Below are 16,196 nucleotides of genomic sequence, written 5' to 3' on the forward strand. Positions count from 1 at the left end.
GTCACCCCTCTCCGGAGAGGGCCAGCCACTGCGCCCTGTCGCCCAACCCCTCAAACAGTTCCGCGCCGGTCCCCGTCATCCAGGCCTGCGCACCGAGGTCACAGACCTGTTCGAACAAAGCCAGCCTGCGGTCCGCATCCAAATGCGCCGCGACCTCGTCGAGCAACAGCAACGGCGGCGCACCAAAATCCTCCGCAACCGCCCGCGCATTGGCCAAAACAAGGCTGATCAGCAAGGCCTTCTGCTCCCCCGTCGAACAAAGCCGCGCCTCAACCCCCTTGGCCGCGTAAACCGCCGACAGATCATCCCGATGTGGCCCCCGCAGACTGCGTCCCGCAGCCATATCCCGGGCACGTCCGTCGCGCAGGGCCTCAACAAGGTCCGCTTCCTTCTCCCAGGCCGTCCCGTACAGCCCGAGTTCAGCCACTGGGAACGCATCCACCACCGTCACTCTGGACAGTCGGCCAATCGCGGCCAGCCGATTCCGGCTCACCTCAGCGCCAAACCGCCCCATTTGGGCTTCCAGCGCCTCAAACCAGCCCCGGTCCCGCACCTGATCCTTCAGGAGCCTGTTCCGCTCGCGCAGCGCCCGGTCATAGCCCACCGCCGCCGCGCCATGTCCGGGGATCAGACTGAGCGTGGTGCGATCAAGAAACCGACGCCGCTCCGCCGCGCCCTCGGTCCAGAGCCGGTCCATTGCAGGCGTCAGCCACAACACCGGCACCAGATCGGCCAGCGCCACCTGAGGCGTCACCTTGCCGTCGACAAGCACCCGTCGCCCAGCGCCCTCCGACCCTGTCTCAATCTCGCGCAGCCCGTCCGGGCCGCTCACTTCAGCAAAGACCTTCCAGCCGATATCCTCCGGAAGCCGCGAGATATCCGTGTTCCGCGCCCTCCGGAGCCCCCGCCCCGGTGACAACATGGAAACCGCTTCAATCAGATTGGTTTTGCCAGCACCATTGGCCCCGTGAATTGCCACGGGCCGGCCGTCGAACTCCCGCTCAAACTTTTTGTGGGAACGGAAATGCGACAGACGCAAACGGTGGACGGCCAGATCACCGCTCACCGCAAAATCCAGTCATGTCGGAAAATGCGGGCGTCAGACCCGCATCGGCATGACAACATAAACCGCGCTGTCATCGTTACCCTCGCGCATCAGCGTGGGATTTCCTGGACCGTCAAACATGAACACGGCATTTTCCCGGTCCACCTGGCCCGCAACCTCCAGAAGGTATTTGGCGTTGAAACCAATCTCCAGCGCCTCATCGGAATAGGCCACGGCCAGTTCCTCATCCGCAGTACCACTGTCGGGCGAGTTGACCGACAGAACCAGCCGGTCCTCATCGAGCGCCAGTTTCACCGCACGCGACCGCTCCGAGGATACCGTCGCAACCCGGTCCACGGCCCGGGCGAAATCCGCGGCATCGACCTCCATACGCTTGGAGTTACCGGCCGGAATCACCCGCACATAGTCCGGGAAGGTGCCATCGATCACTTTCGAGGTCAGCGTGACCTCCGGTGTGGCGAAGCGGATTTTGGTTTCTCCAACCGACACCGCTATCGACATGTCATCGTCGTCCAGCAGCTTGCGCAACTCACCCACCGTCTTGCGCGGCACGATCACACCCGGCAGGTCCTTCGCCTCTTCCGGCAGCGGCGCGTCAATCTGTGCCAGCTTGTGACCGTCCGTCGCCACGCAGCGAAGTACCTGTCCATCCGGCCCGGTGGCCGAATGCAGGTAAACCCCGTTCAGGTAATACCGTGTCTCCTCGGTCGAAATTGCAAACTTTGCCTTGTCGAACAGCCGTCGCAACACCGGCGCCTTGCAGGAGAAATTACAGCTGTATTCGGTGGACGCCATGTTAGGGAAATCCTCCCGCGGCATGGTCGCAAGGCTGAAATGCGACCGCCCGGCCCGCACTTCCATGCGTCCACGATCCTGATGGTCCTCAAGCTCCACCATCGCACCATCGGGCAGCTTGCGGACAATCTCGTGCAGCGTGTGCGCCGCCACCGTGGTGGCGCCCGCCCGGCTCACCATCGCGGGCGCCCGGTCAATCACGTCAATATCCAGATCCGTCGCACGGAAACTGACCTCATCGCCCTCCGCTTCGATCAGCACGTTTCCAAGAATTGGAATGGTGTTCCGCCGCTCAACAACGGACTGCGCCCGATTCATGGCCCGAAAGAGGGCGCCGCGTTCCATACTTAGTTTCATGTGTCTCACCGTTGCAGAGATACGTTCCACCGCGATACGGGTCTCCGTTGCGCGGAATACGAAGTTAGCGAAATGAATGGAAAGGGCAATAACCACACCTGACTAAAATGTAAGGTTTTTGCCCGTTTTGCGGGTCATTTCGGGCCACCCGCCTCCCGGATCATGCTATTGCCGGCCAGGCGGCCACCAGTCCGCTCGGCCAGCTTAAAAAATCAGGCCTCGAGCATCCGGCGCAGCAGCTCAACATCCTCGGCAATCTGGCTGTCGGTGTTGCGCAGTTCCTCGATTTTCTTCACCGCGTGGATCACCGTCGTGTGGTCCCTGCCCCCGAATTTTCGGCCGATTTCCGGCAGGCTGCGCGTGGTCAGCATCTTGCACAGGAACATCGCCACCTGACGCGGTCGCGCAACGGCCCGCGCCCGGCGCGCGGACATGATGTCAGATATGCGCAGGTTGTAGTGATCGGCCACCTTGCGAATGATCTCGTCGATCGTGACCTTGCGTTCCGAGGCCCGCAGAATATCGGCCAGACACTCCTGCGCCATATCCAGGTTGATCTCGCGTCCAACCAGGCTCGCAAACGCAAAAAGCCGCGTCAGAGCGCCTTCCAGAACCCGTACGTTCGAGCTGATCCGATGCGCCAGGAACTCGACCACACCCGATCCAATCGTAATGCTCGGATTCTGCTCCAGCTGCGCCTCCGCCTTCGCCTGCAAAATGCCCAGACGCAGCTCATAGTCCGTCGGGTGCAGGTCCACCACCAGACCCCACTGAAGCCGCGATTTGATGCGCTCCTCCAGCCCGTCAATCTCACCCGGTGCACGGTCGGCGGAAATCACGATCTGTTTCTGCTGATCGATCAGCGCGTTGAACGTATGGAAAAACTCGTCCTGAGTGGAATCCTTGCCCGCGATGAACTGCACGTCATCGACCATCAGAACATCCACGGAGCGGAAAATCTCCTTGAAACCGTGCATCTCCTTAAAGCGCAACGCCGAGACAAACCGGTACATGAACTGTTCCGCCGACAGGTACATGACCCGGGCATCGGGGCGACTTGTCTGAATCTCCCACGCAATCGCGTGCATCAGGTGGGTTTTACCCAGACCCACACCGCCATAGAGGAACAGCGGATTGAACGTGACCGTGCCAACCTCCGCCACCCGGCGCGCCGCCGCATGGGCCAACTCGTTGGGCTTACCGACCACGAAGTTGTCAAATGTAAACCGTCCGTCCAGAGGCGACGCGGGCAAATCCACCTCCGACGCAATGCTCACTGCCGGCTGTTTCGGCTTCTCCGCTGGCTCGGGCGCCGGCGTCCTGGCTTCCGCAGCCTCCGGTTTGTCTTCCGGCGTAAAATCGAGACCCGTTGGACGCACCTCAAACTCAAGGCGGTTCACCGCATAGCCCGCCGCCAGCAGAAGCTGACGCACCCGGTTCCCGTAATTGCGCTCGACCCAGGTCCCCAGGAACCCGGTCGGCGACGCAAACCGCCCCACGCCCTGCTCGGCCCCGAGGAAGGTCAGCGGCTGGATCCAGTTTTTAAAAGCGTCGTCCCCAATCTCCGAGCGGAGTGCGAGACAGATCTGGTTCCATTCCTCAGTCATGGAACCGTGAGTGTGTTGTGCGGTGGTCAGGGGAGGCATTGTTATTCCGGCAGGCAGGTTGGAGTTGAGGGCGGTCGTCGAAAAATGTCACCCCCCGGATCCGGCCCCGCTCAGGGTACAGCGTCGGAGGGATCGGTTTTTCCAGTTCCGGTAAATCAAAGAAAAGCCCATGCTCCCGTCCTCCCTGACATCGCGTGGCGCACCTTTCGGGGCATCCGCCACTTATGTTTTTTCGCCCCGTCGCTGGCGCAGCCGACCATCAGGGTCCACTACGGGAAACTGCGTTGCTTAATGTCCGGACACGGCTGAAACAAGCCGGGAGCGCGGTCATTCCGCAAGGGGATGCGCCAATAAATATTTCCCGAAACCTCAACCGCTAAGGATTCGTTTTCGGGTGCCCCAGGATAGCCAAAACGGCCTTTTCAAACAACGGGACCGGAACCGGAACATTAACAAATCGGACAGGCAAAAAATCCTTTGTTTTCGGTACCAAAACGCCTCCACTGTGGCCTCAAAGCCTCCCCGAAATTCCGTCAAAACCTGCACTTTTCCGTATGAAAACAACCAGCCAAACTCCGGGAATGGATTAACAATTTCGTGCTGCCCCTCCCCGGTTTGTCGTCCAGCGAAGGCTTGAAAACATCCCCGTCCGAAAAATTTCTTAACACTTTTTCACCTGGCGTTAACATTCCGTTAAGAACTGGAATCGCCCCTCCAAACCACCGCAGACCGACTCCCCTGTCGAGCGACTCCTTCGCCCTCTCCGGCAACGAAAAGTAGACCACCAAAATCCGAAAAGGGCGCGGCACCGCGGTCCTGAACAACCGTCCCGCCATGGCGCCACCTCCCCCCGCGTCATCGCCCCGACCAACTCAGATCGTACCAGAACCCGAAACCAAAAACCCCCGCGCGGTGCCGCACGGGGGTTTTGAAATCTGTGTCGCTGCCACCGCAGCGCGGGGCGTTATCAGGCTGCGAGAGCCTTCACACGACCGGACAGCCGGGAGATTTTCCGGCTTGCGGTATTCTTGTGAACGATGCCCTTGCTCACCGAGCGCATGATGACCGGCTGTGCCGCACGAAGAGCCGCGGTCGCCGCGTCGTAGTCACCGGATGCGATTGCTTCCTCAACCTTGCGGATGAAGCCGCGCATGCGCGAACGGCGGGATTTGTTGACCTCTGTGCGACGCTCGATCTGGCGCGCACGCTTTTTGGAAGACGGCGAATTTGCCATGTTTTTTCTACCCGTATCTCAAGCGTCTGAATTCTGAAGCGCCCACATAGAGCCCAATGTGACGTGAGTCAACACGGAGCGCACCGCTTTTTGCGCTATTTTCCGCGGAACTGCGGTGTGCGCTTTTCCGCGAAGGCCGCCATGCCCTCTTTCTGGTCCTCAGTGGCGAAAAGCGCGTGGAATATGCGCCGTTCGAAATTCAGACCCTCGGCGAGCGTAGTTTCAAAGCTGCGGTTCACCGCCTCCTTGGTCGCCCGAACGGCCAGCGGGGATTTCTCCGCGATCTTGGCCGCTGTTTTCATGGCCTCGCGGACCAGTTCCTTGGCCGGTACGATTCGGCTCACAAGCCCAGCGCGCTCGGCCTCCTCGGCCGTCATGAACCGGCCCGTCAGGCACATTTCCATCGCCTTCGACTTGCCAATGGCCCGCGTCAGCCTCTGCGTCCCGCCAATACCGGGTATAACGCCCAGATTGATCTCCGGCTGGCCAAACTTGGCCGTATCTGAGGCAAGAATGAAATCGCACATCATGGCAAGCTCACAGCCACCGCCGAGGCAGTATCCCGAAACCGCTGCGATGATCGGCTTGTGCGTCCGCATGACAGCATCGTTGAAACGGCCAAACAGGTCGTCCGTGAACATGTCCACGAAGCTCTTGTCCGACATCTCCTTGATGTCCGCACCGGCCGCAAACGCCTTGTCCGAACCGGTCAGAACAATGGCGCGAACCCGGTTCGACCCGTCCATCTCGGCCAGTGCCGCGGCCAGCTCGGTCACGAGCTGCGCGTTGAGTGCGTTCATCGCATCGGGACGGTTGAGCTGTATCTTCGCTACGTGGTCCTCAATGTCGATAATCAGTGTTTCATAGGCCACGCCATATCTCCCGTTACTTGCGCGCACGCTAAACCGACCCTGTTGGCGCGATCAACCCCGTACCTGGCAGGTCGGACAGTGAAAACTCGATCTGCCTGCCTGGACGGCACGTTCCACCACCCCGGTACAACCATCGCGGGTACAGGGCAGTCCCTCACGCCCATATACCGATATCCGAAGCTGAAAATACCCAAGATCGCCGCCGGCACTTCGATAGTCCCGAACCGACGAACCGCCAGCCTCGATCGCCTCGGACAGCACATCGACAATGGAACGGTAAAGCTCCGCCACCTCCTCAGCCGTCACCTCCCCGGCCAGACGAAACGGCGAGATCCGCGATCGCCACAGGGCCTCGCAGACATATATATTGCCCAGCCCCGCCACGATCCGCTGGTCGAGCAGCGCCGATTTCACCGGCGTTTTCCGGCCCTGAAACGCCTCAAACAGGTATCCTGGACTAAACGCATTGCCCAGCGGTTCCGGCCCGATGGCCGCGAGCAGCGGATGGGCGTCCACCCCAACCGTCTCAGCCAGGTCCATCAGACCAAACCGGCGCACATCGTTGAAACTGATCCTGACACCTGATTCCAGGTCCATCACCACATGATCGTGTTTCTCCGGCTCCCGTACAACCATGCCGCTCGCACCGCCGGTGATCAGCATTTTGCCCGACATGCCCAGATGGACAATCAGCGACTCATCCGTATCCAGGTCCACCAAGATGTATTTTGACCGCCGCCGCAGGCCCAAAACCCGGGCGCCTTCCAGCCGCGCGACCATGTTCTCCGGAAACGGGCGGCGCAGATCGGCACGGCGCGTCTCGACCCGCACGATCCGCACACCGTCCATCACCTCCAAAAGCCCGCGACGGACCGTTTCAACTTCCGGCAGTTCCGGCATTCCATTCCTCCATGCGGTCGTGGTTGTCACCGCCGCAGTGGGGCTTATAAGCACGGGTGGAGCCGCACGGAAAGCCCGCACAGATGACAGAACCGAACGACCGCACCACACACTTTGGTTACGAGACCGTCGCAGAGGATGAAAAAGCCGGCCGCGTGCATGGCGTCTTCACCTCCGTCGCCTCGAAATACGACGTGATGAACGACGCCATGAGCCTCGGCATCCACCGGCTGTGGAAGGACGCCCTGCTCGACTGGATGGCCCCGCGCCCCGGCATGAAACTGCTCGACGTGGCGGGCGGCACCGGCGACATCTCCTTCCGTTTTCTCGACCGAGTGAAGGGCGACGGCCACGCCACCGTGCTCGACATGACCGAAAGCATGCTTATCGAGGGACGCAAACGCAGCGAGGCCGAGGGATACCACGACAAACTCGACTGGATCGTGGGCGACGCCATGGCCCTGCCCCTGCCCGCCAACAGCTTTGACGCCTACACCATTTCCTTCGGCATCCGGAACGTCACCCGTATCGAGGATGCCATTGTCGAAGCCTACCGTGTTCTGCGCCCCGGCGGTCGGTTCATGGTGCTGGAGTTCAGCCGCGTTCCCCATGCGGGTCTGCGCAAACTCTACGACCTCTATTCCTTCAACGTGATCCCCCGCATGGGTCAGGTCATCGCGAACGACCGCGACAGCTACCAGTACCTCGTTGAATCCATCCGCAAATTTCCCAGCCAGGAAATCTTCGCCTCCATGATCCGCGAGGCCGGCTTCCACAATGTCAGCTACCGCAACCTGACCATGGGCGTCGCCGCGATCCATTCCGGCTGGAAAATCTGACATGCGCGGCCCCCACAATCTCTGGCGCCTGATCCAGACAGGCGCCACATTCGAGCGCACCGGCGCCATGAAACAGGCCCTTGAGGCCGTGGACGCCCCACCCGCCGTTCGGGTCATGGCCCGCGTTCTTGGCTGGCCCTTCCAGTGGTTTGGCCTCGCGGGTGACCCGACCCAGCCGCCCATCCTGCGTGCCCTGACCGCGCTCGGCCCCTTCTACATCAAGTTCGGACAGCTTCTCTCCACCCGCCCCGATATCGTCGGCGCGGAACTGGCCCACGAACTCACCGTCCTCCAGGACAAACTGCCCGCCTTCTCCACGGAAGAAGCCCGCCGCGCCGTTGAGGCCGAACTCGAAAAACCGGTGGATGAGGTCTTCTCCAGCTTCTCCGACGCCGTCGCCGCCGCCTCCCTCGCCCAGGTCCACCAGGCCACCCTGCGCGAGACCGGCGAGACCGTCGCCGTAAAGGTCCTGCGCCCCGGCATCGAACGCGCCTTCATGAAGGACGTGGACGCCTTCTACCTGGCCGCCTGGCTCATTGAAACCTTCGCCCCCTTCGCCCGCCGTCTGCGCCCCCGCGCGGTGATCGAACATTTCGAGGGCATCGTCCTCGGGGAACTCGACCTGCGCATGGAAGCCGCAGCCGCCAATGAGTTTGCCGACACAACAAAAGACGATGACGGCTTCCGTGTACCGGCCGTGATCTGGACGGCCACCGAACGCAGGGTGCTGACCCTGGAATGGATGACCGGCATCAATGTCGGCAACATCCCCGCACTGCGCGAAAACTGCACCGACCTGATCCGCCTCTCCGAGCGCATCCTTCAGACCTTCCTGACCCACGCCCTGCGCGACGGCCTGTTTCACGGCGACATGCACCAGGGAAACCTGAAGCTTGGCGAGGGCAATGAGCTGATCGCTCTTGATTTCGGCATCATGGGCCGCATCGACATCTTCACCCGCCGCACCTATGCGGAAATCATCATCGGCTTCCTGCAACGGGACTACACACGGGTCGCCAAGGTCCATTTCGAGGCGGGCTACGTTCCCGCCAACCAGGACATGGACGCCTTCGCCCAGGCCCTCCGGGCCATCGGCGAACCGATCTTTGGCCAGGACGCCACACACATCTCCATGGCCCGGCTTCTGGCGCACCTCTTTGAGGTCACCGAACGCTTTGGCATGGAAACCCGCACCGAACTTATCCTGCTCCAGCGCACCATGGTGGTCGTCGAAGGCGTCGCGCGCAGCCTCAACCCGGCCATGAACATGTGGGAAACCTCCCGGCCCGTGGTCACAGATTACATCGCGTCCAGCCTCGGCCCCAAAGCCTTCGCCAAGGACCTGACCGAGACCATGCGCATCCTGACCCGCTTCGGCCCGCGCCTGCCCTACATGGCCGAAAAAGCCCTGATGGCGGCCTCCAACCCGCCCGCGCCTCCCGAACGCCCCCACATCCCCGGCTGGATCTGGGGCCTCGGCGGCACCGTCGCGGGCGCAACCCTGGTGGCGCTGGGCTCGATGCTCTAGGCCAGCGCTCCGCGCCACAAACCAGCAATAGGGACACGGAACCATTGGCCTGCCCAAGGGTTGTTCTCCTGAAGGATGCACCTGTCACAGACGCATCCACTTAAGGAGGCAGAAATGAAAACGACAACCGCAACCGTGTCCCATCCCGACCTGAAGAATTCCGAGCTGCATCACCCTCTCAAAAACGAGCCCGGTGAAAAAGGCGATCAGGACCACGCCGAGAGTGACGGAAACCTGTCCCGCAAGGGCGAGAAAACGGTTGAGGACAACGACTCCGATACCGGTATTGCCGACGCCCTGCGTGACGCCGTGAAGAACGACTGACGGTTCACCGTCAAACGTCCCGCCGCCTGGAACCCAGCCACGGAGCACACCATGACCGACCGTTACAGCCAAAGACAGCATCAGGACCGCCTGCACCGGCTCGACCGCGTCGCGGGACTGCTCGACACGCGCTTTCGCGTACCGGTTATTGGCATTCGCTTCGGCTGGGACAGCATCGTTGGTCTCGTGCCCGGTCTGGGTGACCTGATCACCGTGGTTCCGGGCGCCTGGATGATCTACGAGGCCGCCAAGCTCGGCGTGCGGCGCCGCATCCTGGCCCGCATGGCGATCAACACCGGCGTGGACTTCGTGGTCGGCGGCGTGCCCGTGCTGGGCGACGCATTCGACCTCTTCTTCAAGTCCCACCGCCGCAACATGGCACTGGTCCGGTCCGAACTGAACCGCCCGGACGGAATGAAAGCGCGGGAAAACTACCGCGGACGGCTCCCCGGAGGCCAACGCGCATAAGGAGGAATAAAACATGTCAGCAGACGGATTGAGACACGGTACATGGGTCGTAATCGCCGACGGCGAAAAGGCCCTCTACCTTGTAAACAAGGGCGACGAACAGGACATGCATCTCGTGGTGCGCCAGAAGGAAACCCAGGAAAACCCGCAGGCACAGGACTGGGCCGCCAACCGCCCCGGCCGCTTCAATGACGGTCCCGGCGTGCAGCGTTCAGCCGTGCAGGACACGGACTGGCACATTCTGGAGAAGGAACGTTTCGCTGAGGACATCGCCGACGTTCTCTATCACGAGGCCCATTCCGGCTCCTACGACCGCCTCGTCATCGCCGCGAGCCGCCCCGTTCTGGGCAAACTGCGCGACGTTCTGCACCAGGAGGTCACGGACAAACTGATCCTCGATATCCCAAAGGTGCTGACCAACCACCCGCTGGACGAGATCGAGAAAATCCTGTCCGGCGAACTCGAACAGGCCTGACCGTCCCCCGACTAAATAACATCCTGTGGCCGCCCCGCTCTGGCGAATGGGCGACCACACCATACCGCCCCGCAGGCGGTTTTTCGCCTTGGCGCGAGTTAAATCAATATCACGCAACTTTTAGTGGAACATACCTGCCGGACGGGGGTTATACTCGCCGTTACAGAAACGTGCATACCCCACCGAAAGGCTCCCATGCTTTCATACTGGCTCTACATCTCCACCGTCGGAATTCATCCAAATTCGGCGGAGGAGGCCCTTATCTTTCGCATCGCGAAGGAAAGAAACCGTGACCTCGGCGTCACCGGCTACCTTCACCGCGAACGCGGCTACTTCGTTCAGTACATTGAGGGCAGTGAGGACGTCCTTGAGAACATGAAAAACATGATCCGCGCGGACTGGCGCCATTCCAACGTCCGCGACCTCGAAACCGGCGTCACCCTGACCCGCCGCTTCGACGGCTGGGACATGGTCTTCTCCAACGAGGAGACCAACGCCTTCCGCGACTGGCAGTCCAGCCGCGGCTCCATCCCCGACATCTCCAGCGCTCCGGCCGCGGACATTCTGGGCTTCATGCTCGACACCACCGGCTGCGGGCGGCTCGAAACCACCTGACGCTTCGGCCCGTGTCCCCTGTGCAACAGCCTCCCGCCCAGCCTCTGGACCCGTCACACGGTTCACGTTAGGCAGGAAAACAAACAATCCGGGGGATCCAACAAAATGACAACGGCATTTGTCTTTCCAGGACAGGGTGCGCAGGTGATCGGCATGGGCCGCGATCTTGCCGACACCTGGCCCGAGGCGCGCGCGGTCTTTGACGAGGTGGACGAGGCGCTTGGCGAGAAACTCTCAGAGCTGATCTGGGAGGGCGACATCGCCGACCTCACCCTCACCCAGAACGCCCAGCCCGCCCTGATGGCCACTTCCCTCGCCGCCATGCGCGCGCTCGAGGCCGAAGGCCAGAGCATTGAAATGGCAAGCTACGTTGCCGGTCATTCGCTTGGCGAATACTCCGCCCTCTGCGCCGCCGGCGCGCTCAGCGTCTCCGACACCGCCCGCCTCCTGCGCGCCCGCGGTCAGGCCATGCAGCAGGCCGTCCCGGTTGGTGAGGGCGCCATGGCCGCCATCCTCGGTCTCGATTTTGAGGCAGCCGCACAGCTTGCCGCGGACGCAGCCGAAGGCGAGGTCTGCGAGGCCGCCAACGACAACGACCCCGCCCAGGTCGTAATCTCCGGCAACAAGGCCGCCGTCGAACGCGCCACCACCATGGCCAAGGAACGCGGTGCGCGTCGTGCGCTCCTTTTGCCCGTCAGCGCACCCTTCCACTGCGCCCTGATGCAGCCCGCCGCCGACGCCATGGCCGAGGCTCTGGCAGACGTGGAAATCTCCACTCCCGCCGTCCCCGTGGTCTCCAATGTCCGCGCCGAGGGCGTCACCGATCCCTCGGAAATCCGCGACCTGCTGGTGAAACAGATCACCGGCCGTGTGCGCTGGCGCGAGAGCGTTGCCTGGATGGCCGAACAGGGCGTGACCTCCATGTGGGAGATCGGCGCGGGCAAGGCGCTGTCAGGCATGATCCGCCGCATCGCCCGCGACGTCGAGGTCCGGGCCGTCAACACCTCCGAAGATGTCCGGCCCAAGGCCTGAGAAAGGATACCCCATGTTTGACCTTACAGGAAAAGCTGCCCTCGTGACCGGCGCCTCCGGCGGCATCGGCGGCGCCATCGCCCGCTCCCTGCACGCCCAGGGGGCAACCGTTGGCCTCTCCGGCACCCGCACCGGCCCGCTTGAGGAACTCGCCTCCGAACTCGGCGACCGCGCTCACGTTCTGCCCTGCAACCTCTCGGACGCCGACGCGCTGGCGGAGCTTCCCAAACAGGCCACTACGGCCATGGGCTCGCTCGACATCCTCGTAAACAACGCGGGCATCACCCGCGACCAGCTCTTTATGCGCATGTCCGACGAGGACTGGGACGCGGTAATCGCGGTGAACCTCACCAGCGTCATGCGCCTCTCCCGCGCCGTGCTGCGTGGCATGATGAAGGCCCGCTGGGGCCGGATCGTCAACATCTCCTCCGTGGTGGGCGTCACCGGAAACCCGGGCCAGGGCAACTACACCGCAGCCAAGGCCGGCGTCATCGGCATGTCAAAATCCCTCGCCCAGGAAGTCGCCTCGCGCGGCGTCACCGTAAACTGCGTGGCCCCCGGTTTCATCGCCACGGCCATGACCGAAAGCCTCACGGACGACCAGAAATCGAAGATTTCCGCGAATATTCCCGCCGGTCGTATGGGAACACCTGATGAAATTGCCGCGGCGACCACCTATCTGGCCTCCAGCGAAGCCGCCTATGTCACCGGCCAGACCCTCCACGTAAACGGTGGCTTGGCAATGATTTGACGCGGCTTGCCGCGTGGTGCAATAACATTTGCCAAGGGCGATTGTTGTGATATAGCCCCGGCGAATTCCGATTACCCTGTCTTTCGATGGGGGCGGAAGTACAGGTTTCAACGGTGGCCCGGAAGGGCCATCAGTCGCAAAAAGATCCGGCTGCGCTTCATGCATACGGAGAACAAGAGGACTAGATAATGAGCGAAGTCGAAAGTCGCGTAAGAAAGATCGTTGTGGAACACCTGAACGTCGAGGAGGCCGCCGTTGTTCCGTCCGCTTCCTTCATCGACGATCTGGGCGCCGACAGCCTTGACACCGTAGAGCTGGTCATGGCCTTCGAAGAGGAATTCGGCATCGAAATCCCCGACGACGCGGCGGAAACGATCCAGACTTTTGGCGACGCCGTCAAATACATCTCGGAAAACAACGGCAGCTGATACGCGCCCCCTTCCGAAGATTCAAAGCGCCCCCTGGAGGGCGCTTTTTTTATGGGCGTATTCGTCCCGCCTGCAGGCCCACAAACGAAAACAGCGCCGCCCCCTGGGGACAGCGCTGCCTCATATAAACCGGCCACTGTAACCGGGCCCTATTCCTCCGGCAGACCCGTTCGGCCCAGCGCCTTCGCCACGATGTCATGGCCGACCCAGTACACCGGCGCATCCAGATCCCAGCTCTTGTGCAGCATCACGTGCCCGCAGGCCGAAAACACCAGACGGCTCAGGTCCAGCGTCATCAAATCCTTCTCGTTCACGTGCAGCTTGCGCAGCGCCATGGCACTGCCCACCATCAGGTCCATCTGCTCCGGCCGGTTATGCGGCGGCCAGCCATCGAATTCGTAGATAAACTCCACTTCCGGCGCCCGGTGATAGTCGCGCAGAATGCTTTTCACCTCAGCGAGCCCCTCCTCACCACCTTTCAGCTTCGCGGCACAGACCTCCCGCACTGCGGGGGCCAGGGCTTCAGATGTCGGCTCCTGCTCCAGCGCATCAAACAGCCGGTAGAGCGGCAGTTCAACTCCGACGAACACGCCGCTGGAATTGGTCAGGATCTCCGGTGCGTTGAACACGCCCACATTGATCCCCCGGCCATGGGCCTCCGCCGCAATCTGCTCCAGATGGATTTTCGCAAATCCCTGAAGATAGGGCGCATAGGTCTGCCAGCGGTACTTCCCACCAATCAGACATTCCGTTCCGTGATAGCCATAGGCCACATAGGACACCCTGCCACCGGCATTGGTCACACCATCCCGGAATCCGTCGCTCAGATCGATCAGGTGGCCCAGCGTGCGTGCGGACACCTCCTCAAACGAGATCTCGCAGACCTTGCCCAGATCGCTTTCCCAAAACTCCTGGCTCGACTGACCACGCGCGCCCGTGCCCTTGAAGATGCGGTTGGTCACGACCAGAAGCTGCTTCGAGGTCGGGATACCCCCCGCCATCGTATGCGCGAACAGCAAATTTGCGCCTTCCGGCACGTGGTTGCGCAGTTCCTCCATAAACAGCGTCACATTCTTGCGGAACCGCTGCTCACCGATGCTGCGCAGAACCTCGATATGCTCAAAATCCAGCTTCGCGTTCGCCCAGTCCTTGCCAACCGCACCCAGCACGTCCGCCAGCGTCTCACTGGTGCCCGGCTCGGAATTCGTAAACCCGGCCTCAAGCGGCACATTGATGATCGGCCCGTGACCTTTTTCCGCGATCTCCTCGTCGGTCAGACCACGCAGCGTCCCATCCGGATTGCGCCGCCCCACGGTGCCGTAAACCACCTTCATGCCCACCTGCTCGGCGGCATCGATCAGGCCGTTGACGTAACCACGCCCGAACACCTCGCCAAAAACCACAAGCACGTCGCCGCTGCCGTACCCGGCCAGATCCGGCAGTTCACGAATCGGATTGAATTCAGTCATTCCATCACCACTCAATTTACCAGGCTGTCCCGGTCCCCGCCCCTTGATGGGCTTTCCTGTTCATGCTCCACAATAGCGCCATCCTCCGCCAATGGTCCATTGCCTGAATAAAATGCACGCGGGATTGTAACGCCAGGGTGACAGGCGGGTTCCCCTCGTGCGCTCTGGCCATTGCGTCGGCAGCCTCCTACAACCTCTCCGGCAACACGAGGACACCCCACCCGCATGACCACCGCATCCGCCACGCCGCAGCCGGACAAAACCTCCTGGAGCGGTGTTGCCGCGGGCATCTGCGCCGGTATCGCGGTCGCCATGCAGGTGGGCAAAATCAGCGTCTCCCTCCCGCTCATGCGCGAGGAATTCGCGACCGGCATCTCGCATCTGTCGGTCTACGCCGGTCTCCTGAGCATCCTCGCCGCCACAGTCGGGCTGGGCTTCGGTACGATCTCCCGCCGCCTCGGGCCCCGCCGCGCCGTCATCACCGGGCTTGTTCTGGTCGGCACCGGTTCGGCCGCCGCGGCCCTTGCCTCCGGTCTGCCCCTTCTGATGTTCAGCCGCGTTCTCGAGGCCTGCGGCTTCGCGCTTGTCGGCACCGCCGGCGTCGGCCTCATCCAGTCCCAGACCCTGCCCCAGGACCGAAACATGGCCCTCGGCTTCTGGGCCGCCTGGATCCCGGCGGGCATCTCCCTGATGATGGTTCTGGGCTTTCTCGCACTCAACCACCTCGGCTGGCGCGGCATCTACTGGCTCTGCGCCGCAGCCCCCTTCGCCGCGGCGATCTGGCTTGCCACCCTGCCCGCCAGCCAGGCCATCCGCCGCCCCGCCGCACCCCGACCTCCGCTCCGCCACATCCTGAACCGGCGCAACCTGCTCGCGGCCGGGATTTTCTTTTGCTTCACCGCTGTAAACCTCATCATCATGTACTACCTGCCCACGCTTCTGGTGGACCGCTACGACATGACCCCGCCCCACGCGGCCCTTGTGGGCTTCGGCTCTGCCGCGGTGCAGATCCCCATGAACATCCTCGGCAGCGCCCTGCTGAAGAAGGGCATCAATCCCCGCCACATCTTCATGGCCTCCACAATCGGCATGACTGTCACCGGCGTTCTGGTCTTTAGTTCCGGCTCCGGCCTCGCCACCTGCGTCATGGCCGGTATCGGCTTCAGCATCGTCGCCGCCGTCACCCCCGCGGTAGTCTGGGCCTCCGTCCCGGACCTCGCACCCTCGCCCGCTGACACGCCCCTCGTCTCCGGCCTGATCTTCCAAAGCGCCGGGCTGGGTCAGTTCCTCGGCCCGGTCCTCGCCGCCCTCGCCGTTGAAACCTCCGGCAGCTGGTCCGCTGCTTCCTGGGTCGTTTTAATCCTGATGGCCGGCAGCGTCTGGTGCATCCTGCGCCTGCGCAGCCTTCGCTGACCGGCCGCACTTTACGCGCAATT

At 62.3% G+C, this 16,196-nt stretch carries 17 protein-coding genes; 10 read left to right on the plus strand and 7 right to left on the minus strand.

Annotated features, from left to right (window positions below):
* Position 1 precedes the first annotated feature (1 nt).
* From recF to mutM, 6 genes are all read right to left on the minus strand, one after another.
* Entirely contained in the window at positions 2-1,066 is a 1,065-nt protein-coding gene (gene recF / locus ACP15P_RS02725) for a DNA replication/repair protein RecF (protein ID WP_424926954.1), read from the minus strand.
* 33 nt (positions 1,067-1,099) lie between these two features.
* Positions 1,100-2,218, minus strand: a complete 1,119-nt coding sequence (gene dnaN / locus ACP15P_RS02730; protein ID WP_424926955.1) for a DNA polymerase III subunit beta — start codon at positions 2,216-2,218, stop codon at positions 1,100-1,102.
* Between the two features lie 212 nt (positions 2,219-2,430).
* Positions 2,431-3,825 (minus strand): chromosomal replication initiator protein DnaA, encoded by a 1,395-nt coding sequence (gene dnaA / locus ACP15P_RS02735; protein WP_424927295.1) that lies wholly within the window; start codon positions 3,823-3,825, stop codon positions 2,431-2,433.
* Positions 3,826-4,792: 967 nt separating this feature from the next.
* Complete coding sequence (gene rpsT / locus ACP15P_RS02740) at positions 4,793-5,059, minus strand: 30S ribosomal protein S20 (protein WP_424926956.1); 267 nt, start codon at positions 5,057-5,059, stop codon at positions 4,793-4,795.
* Between the two features lie 95 nt (positions 5,060-5,154).
* A complete protein-coding gene (locus ACP15P_RS02745) occupies positions 5,155-5,931 on the minus strand; it encodes an enoyl-CoA hydratase (protein ID WP_424926957.1) in 777 nt (258 codons plus the stop codon).
* A 51-nt stretch (positions 5,932-5,982) separates the two neighbouring features.
* Positions 5,983-6,831 (minus strand): bifunctional DNA-formamidopyrimidine glycosylase/DNA-(apurinic or apyrimidinic site) lyase, encoded by an 849-nt coding sequence (gene mutM, locus ACP15P_RS02750; protein WP_424926958.1) that lies wholly within the window; start codon positions 6,829-6,831, stop codon positions 5,983-5,985.
* An 83-nt stretch (positions 6,832-6,914) separates the two neighbouring features.
* Between mutM and ubiE the strand changes: the two genes are divergently transcribed.
* From ubiE to ACP15P_RS02795, 9 genes are all read left to right on the plus strand, one after another.
* Positions 6,915-7,670: a bifunctional demethylmenaquinone methyltransferase/2-methoxy-6-polyprenyl-1,4-benzoquinol methylase UbiE gene (gene ubiE, locus ACP15P_RS02755; protein WP_424926959.1), complete on the plus strand. Its 756-nt coding sequence runs from the start codon at positions 6,915-6,917 to the stop codon at positions 7,668-7,670.
* Between the two features lies 1 nt (position 7,671).
* On the plus strand, positions 7,672-9,198 hold the full coding sequence (ubiB, locus tag ACP15P_RS02760) for a 2-polyprenylphenol 6-hydroxylase (protein ID WP_424926960.1): 1,527 nt from the start codon (positions 7,672-7,674) through the stop codon (positions 9,196-9,198).
* A gap of 114 nt (positions 9,199-9,312) precedes the next feature.
* Positions 9,313-9,522 carry a hypothetical protein gene (locus tag ACP15P_RS02765; RefSeq protein ID WP_424926961.1) on the plus strand — a complete coding sequence of 70 codons (210 nt, stop codon included), beginning with the start codon at positions 9,313-9,315 and terminating at the stop codon, positions 9,520-9,522.
* A 51-nt stretch (positions 9,523-9,573) separates the two neighbouring features.
* A complete protein-coding gene (locus ACP15P_RS02770; protein WP_424926962.1) occupies positions 9,574-9,990 on the plus strand; it encodes a DUF4112 domain-containing protein in 417 nt (138 codons plus the stop codon).
* 13 nt (positions 9,991-10,003) lie between these two features.
* A complete protein-coding gene (locus ACP15P_RS02775) occupies positions 10,004-10,465 on the plus strand; it encodes a baeRF12 domain-containing protein (RefSeq protein ID WP_424926963.1) in 462 nt (153 codons plus the stop codon).
* Positions 10,466-10,660: 195 nt separating this feature from the next.
* Entirely contained in the window at positions 10,661-11,080 is a 420-nt protein-coding gene (locus ACP15P_RS02780; protein WP_424926964.1) for a BLUF domain-containing protein, read from the plus strand.
* A gap of 105 nt (positions 11,081-11,185) precedes the next feature.
* Positions 11,186-12,112, plus strand: a complete 927-nt coding sequence (fabD, locus tag ACP15P_RS02785) for an ACP S-malonyltransferase (protein ID WP_424926965.1) — start codon at positions 11,186-11,188, stop codon at positions 12,110-12,112.
* A 13-nt stretch (positions 12,113-12,125) separates the two neighbouring features.
* Complete coding sequence (gene fabG, locus ACP15P_RS02790) at positions 12,126-12,863, plus strand: 3-oxoacyl-[acyl-carrier-protein] reductase (protein ID WP_424926966.1); 738 nt, start codon at positions 12,126-12,128, stop codon at positions 12,861-12,863.
* Between the two features lie 188 nt (positions 12,864-13,051).
* On the plus strand, positions 13,052-13,291 hold the full coding sequence (locus tag ACP15P_RS02795; RefSeq protein WP_424926967.1) for an acyl carrier protein: 240 nt from the start codon (positions 13,052-13,054) through the stop codon (positions 13,289-13,291).
* A 149-nt stretch (positions 13,292-13,440) separates the two neighbouring features.
* Here the strand turns inward: ACP15P_RS02795 and ACP15P_RS02800 are convergent, their stop codons facing one another.
* The gene (locus ACP15P_RS02800) at positions 13,441-14,760 is read right to left on the minus strand and encodes an enoyl ACP reductase FabMG family protein (RefSeq protein WP_424926968.1); all 1,320 of its coding nucleotides are present in this window, start codon (positions 14,758-14,760) and stop codon (positions 13,441-13,443) included.
* 225 nt (positions 14,761-14,985) lie between these two features.
* Here ACP15P_RS02800 and ACP15P_RS02805 point away from each other — a divergent pair, with 225 nt between their 5' ends.
* Positions 14,986-16,173, plus strand: a complete 1,188-nt coding sequence (locus ACP15P_RS02805; protein ID WP_424926969.1) for an MFS transporter — start codon at positions 14,986-14,988, stop codon at positions 16,171-16,173.
* The last annotated feature ends 23 nt before the right edge of the window (positions 16,174-16,196 follow it).

The sequence above is a fragment of the Amaricoccus tamworthensis genome, from assembly GCF_049800875.1.
Taxonomy (GTDB): domain Bacteria; phylum Pseudomonadota; class Alphaproteobacteria; order Rhodobacterales; family Rhodobacteraceae; genus Amaricoccus; species Amaricoccus tamworthensis.

What these genes read in the sequence shown, in the direction of transcription:
- dnaN (WP_424926955.1), bottom strand. Translation starts at nt 2,218, where the DNA reads ATGAAACTAAGTATGGAACGCGGCGCCCTCTTTCGGGCCATGAATCGG.
- dnaA (WP_424927295.1), bottom strand. Translation starts at nt 3,825, where the DNA reads ATGACTGAGGAATGGAACCAGATCTGTCTCGCACTCCGCTCGGAGATT.
- rpsT (WP_424926956.1), bottom strand. Translation starts at nt 5,059, where the DNA reads ATGGCAAATTCGCCGTCTTCCAAAAAGCGTGCGCGCCAGATCGAGCGT.
- mutM (WP_424926958.1), bottom strand. Translation starts at nt 6,831, where the DNA reads ATGCCGGAACTGCCGGAAGTTGAAACGGTCCGTCGCGGGCTTTTGGAG.
- ubiE (WP_424926959.1), top strand. Translation starts at nt 6,915, where the DNA reads ATGACAGAACCGAACGACCGCACCACACACTTTGGTTACGAGACCGTC.
- ubiB (WP_424926960.1), top strand. Translation starts at nt 7,672, where the DNA reads ATGCGCGGCCCCCACAATCTCTGGCGCCTGATCCAGACAGGCGCCACA.
- ACP15P_RS02765 (WP_424926961.1), top strand. Translation starts at nt 9,313, where the DNA reads ATGAAAACGACAACCGCAACCGTGTCCCATCCCGACCTGAAGAATTCC.
- ACP15P_RS02770 (WP_424926962.1), top strand. Translation starts at nt 9,574, where the DNA reads ATGACCGACCGTTACAGCCAAAGACAGCATCAGGACCGCCTGCACCGG.
- ACP15P_RS02775 (WP_424926963.1), top strand. Translation starts at nt 10,004, where the DNA reads ATGTCAGCAGACGGATTGAGACACGGTACATGGGTCGTAATCGCCGAC.
- ACP15P_RS02780 (WP_424926964.1), top strand. Translation starts at nt 10,661, where the DNA reads ATGCTTTCATACTGGCTCTACATCTCCACCGTCGGAATTCATCCAAAT.
- fabD (WP_424926965.1), top strand. Translation starts at nt 11,186, where the DNA reads ATGACAACGGCATTTGTCTTTCCAGGACAGGGTGCGCAGGTGATCGGC.
- fabG (WP_424926966.1), top strand. Translation starts at nt 12,126, where the DNA reads ATGTTTGACCTTACAGGAAAAGCTGCCCTCGTGACCGGCGCCTCCGGC.
- ACP15P_RS02795 (WP_424926967.1), top strand. Translation starts at nt 13,052, where the DNA reads ATGAGCGAAGTCGAAAGTCGCGTAAGAAAGATCGTTGTGGAACACCTG.
- ACP15P_RS02800 (WP_424926968.1), bottom strand. Translation starts at nt 14,760, where the DNA reads ATGACTGAATTCAATCCGATTCGTGAACTGCCGGATCTGGCCGGGTAC.
- ACP15P_RS02805 (WP_424926969.1), top strand. Translation starts at nt 14,986, where the DNA reads ATGACCACCGCATCCGCCACGCCGCAGCCGGACAAAACCTCCTGGAGC.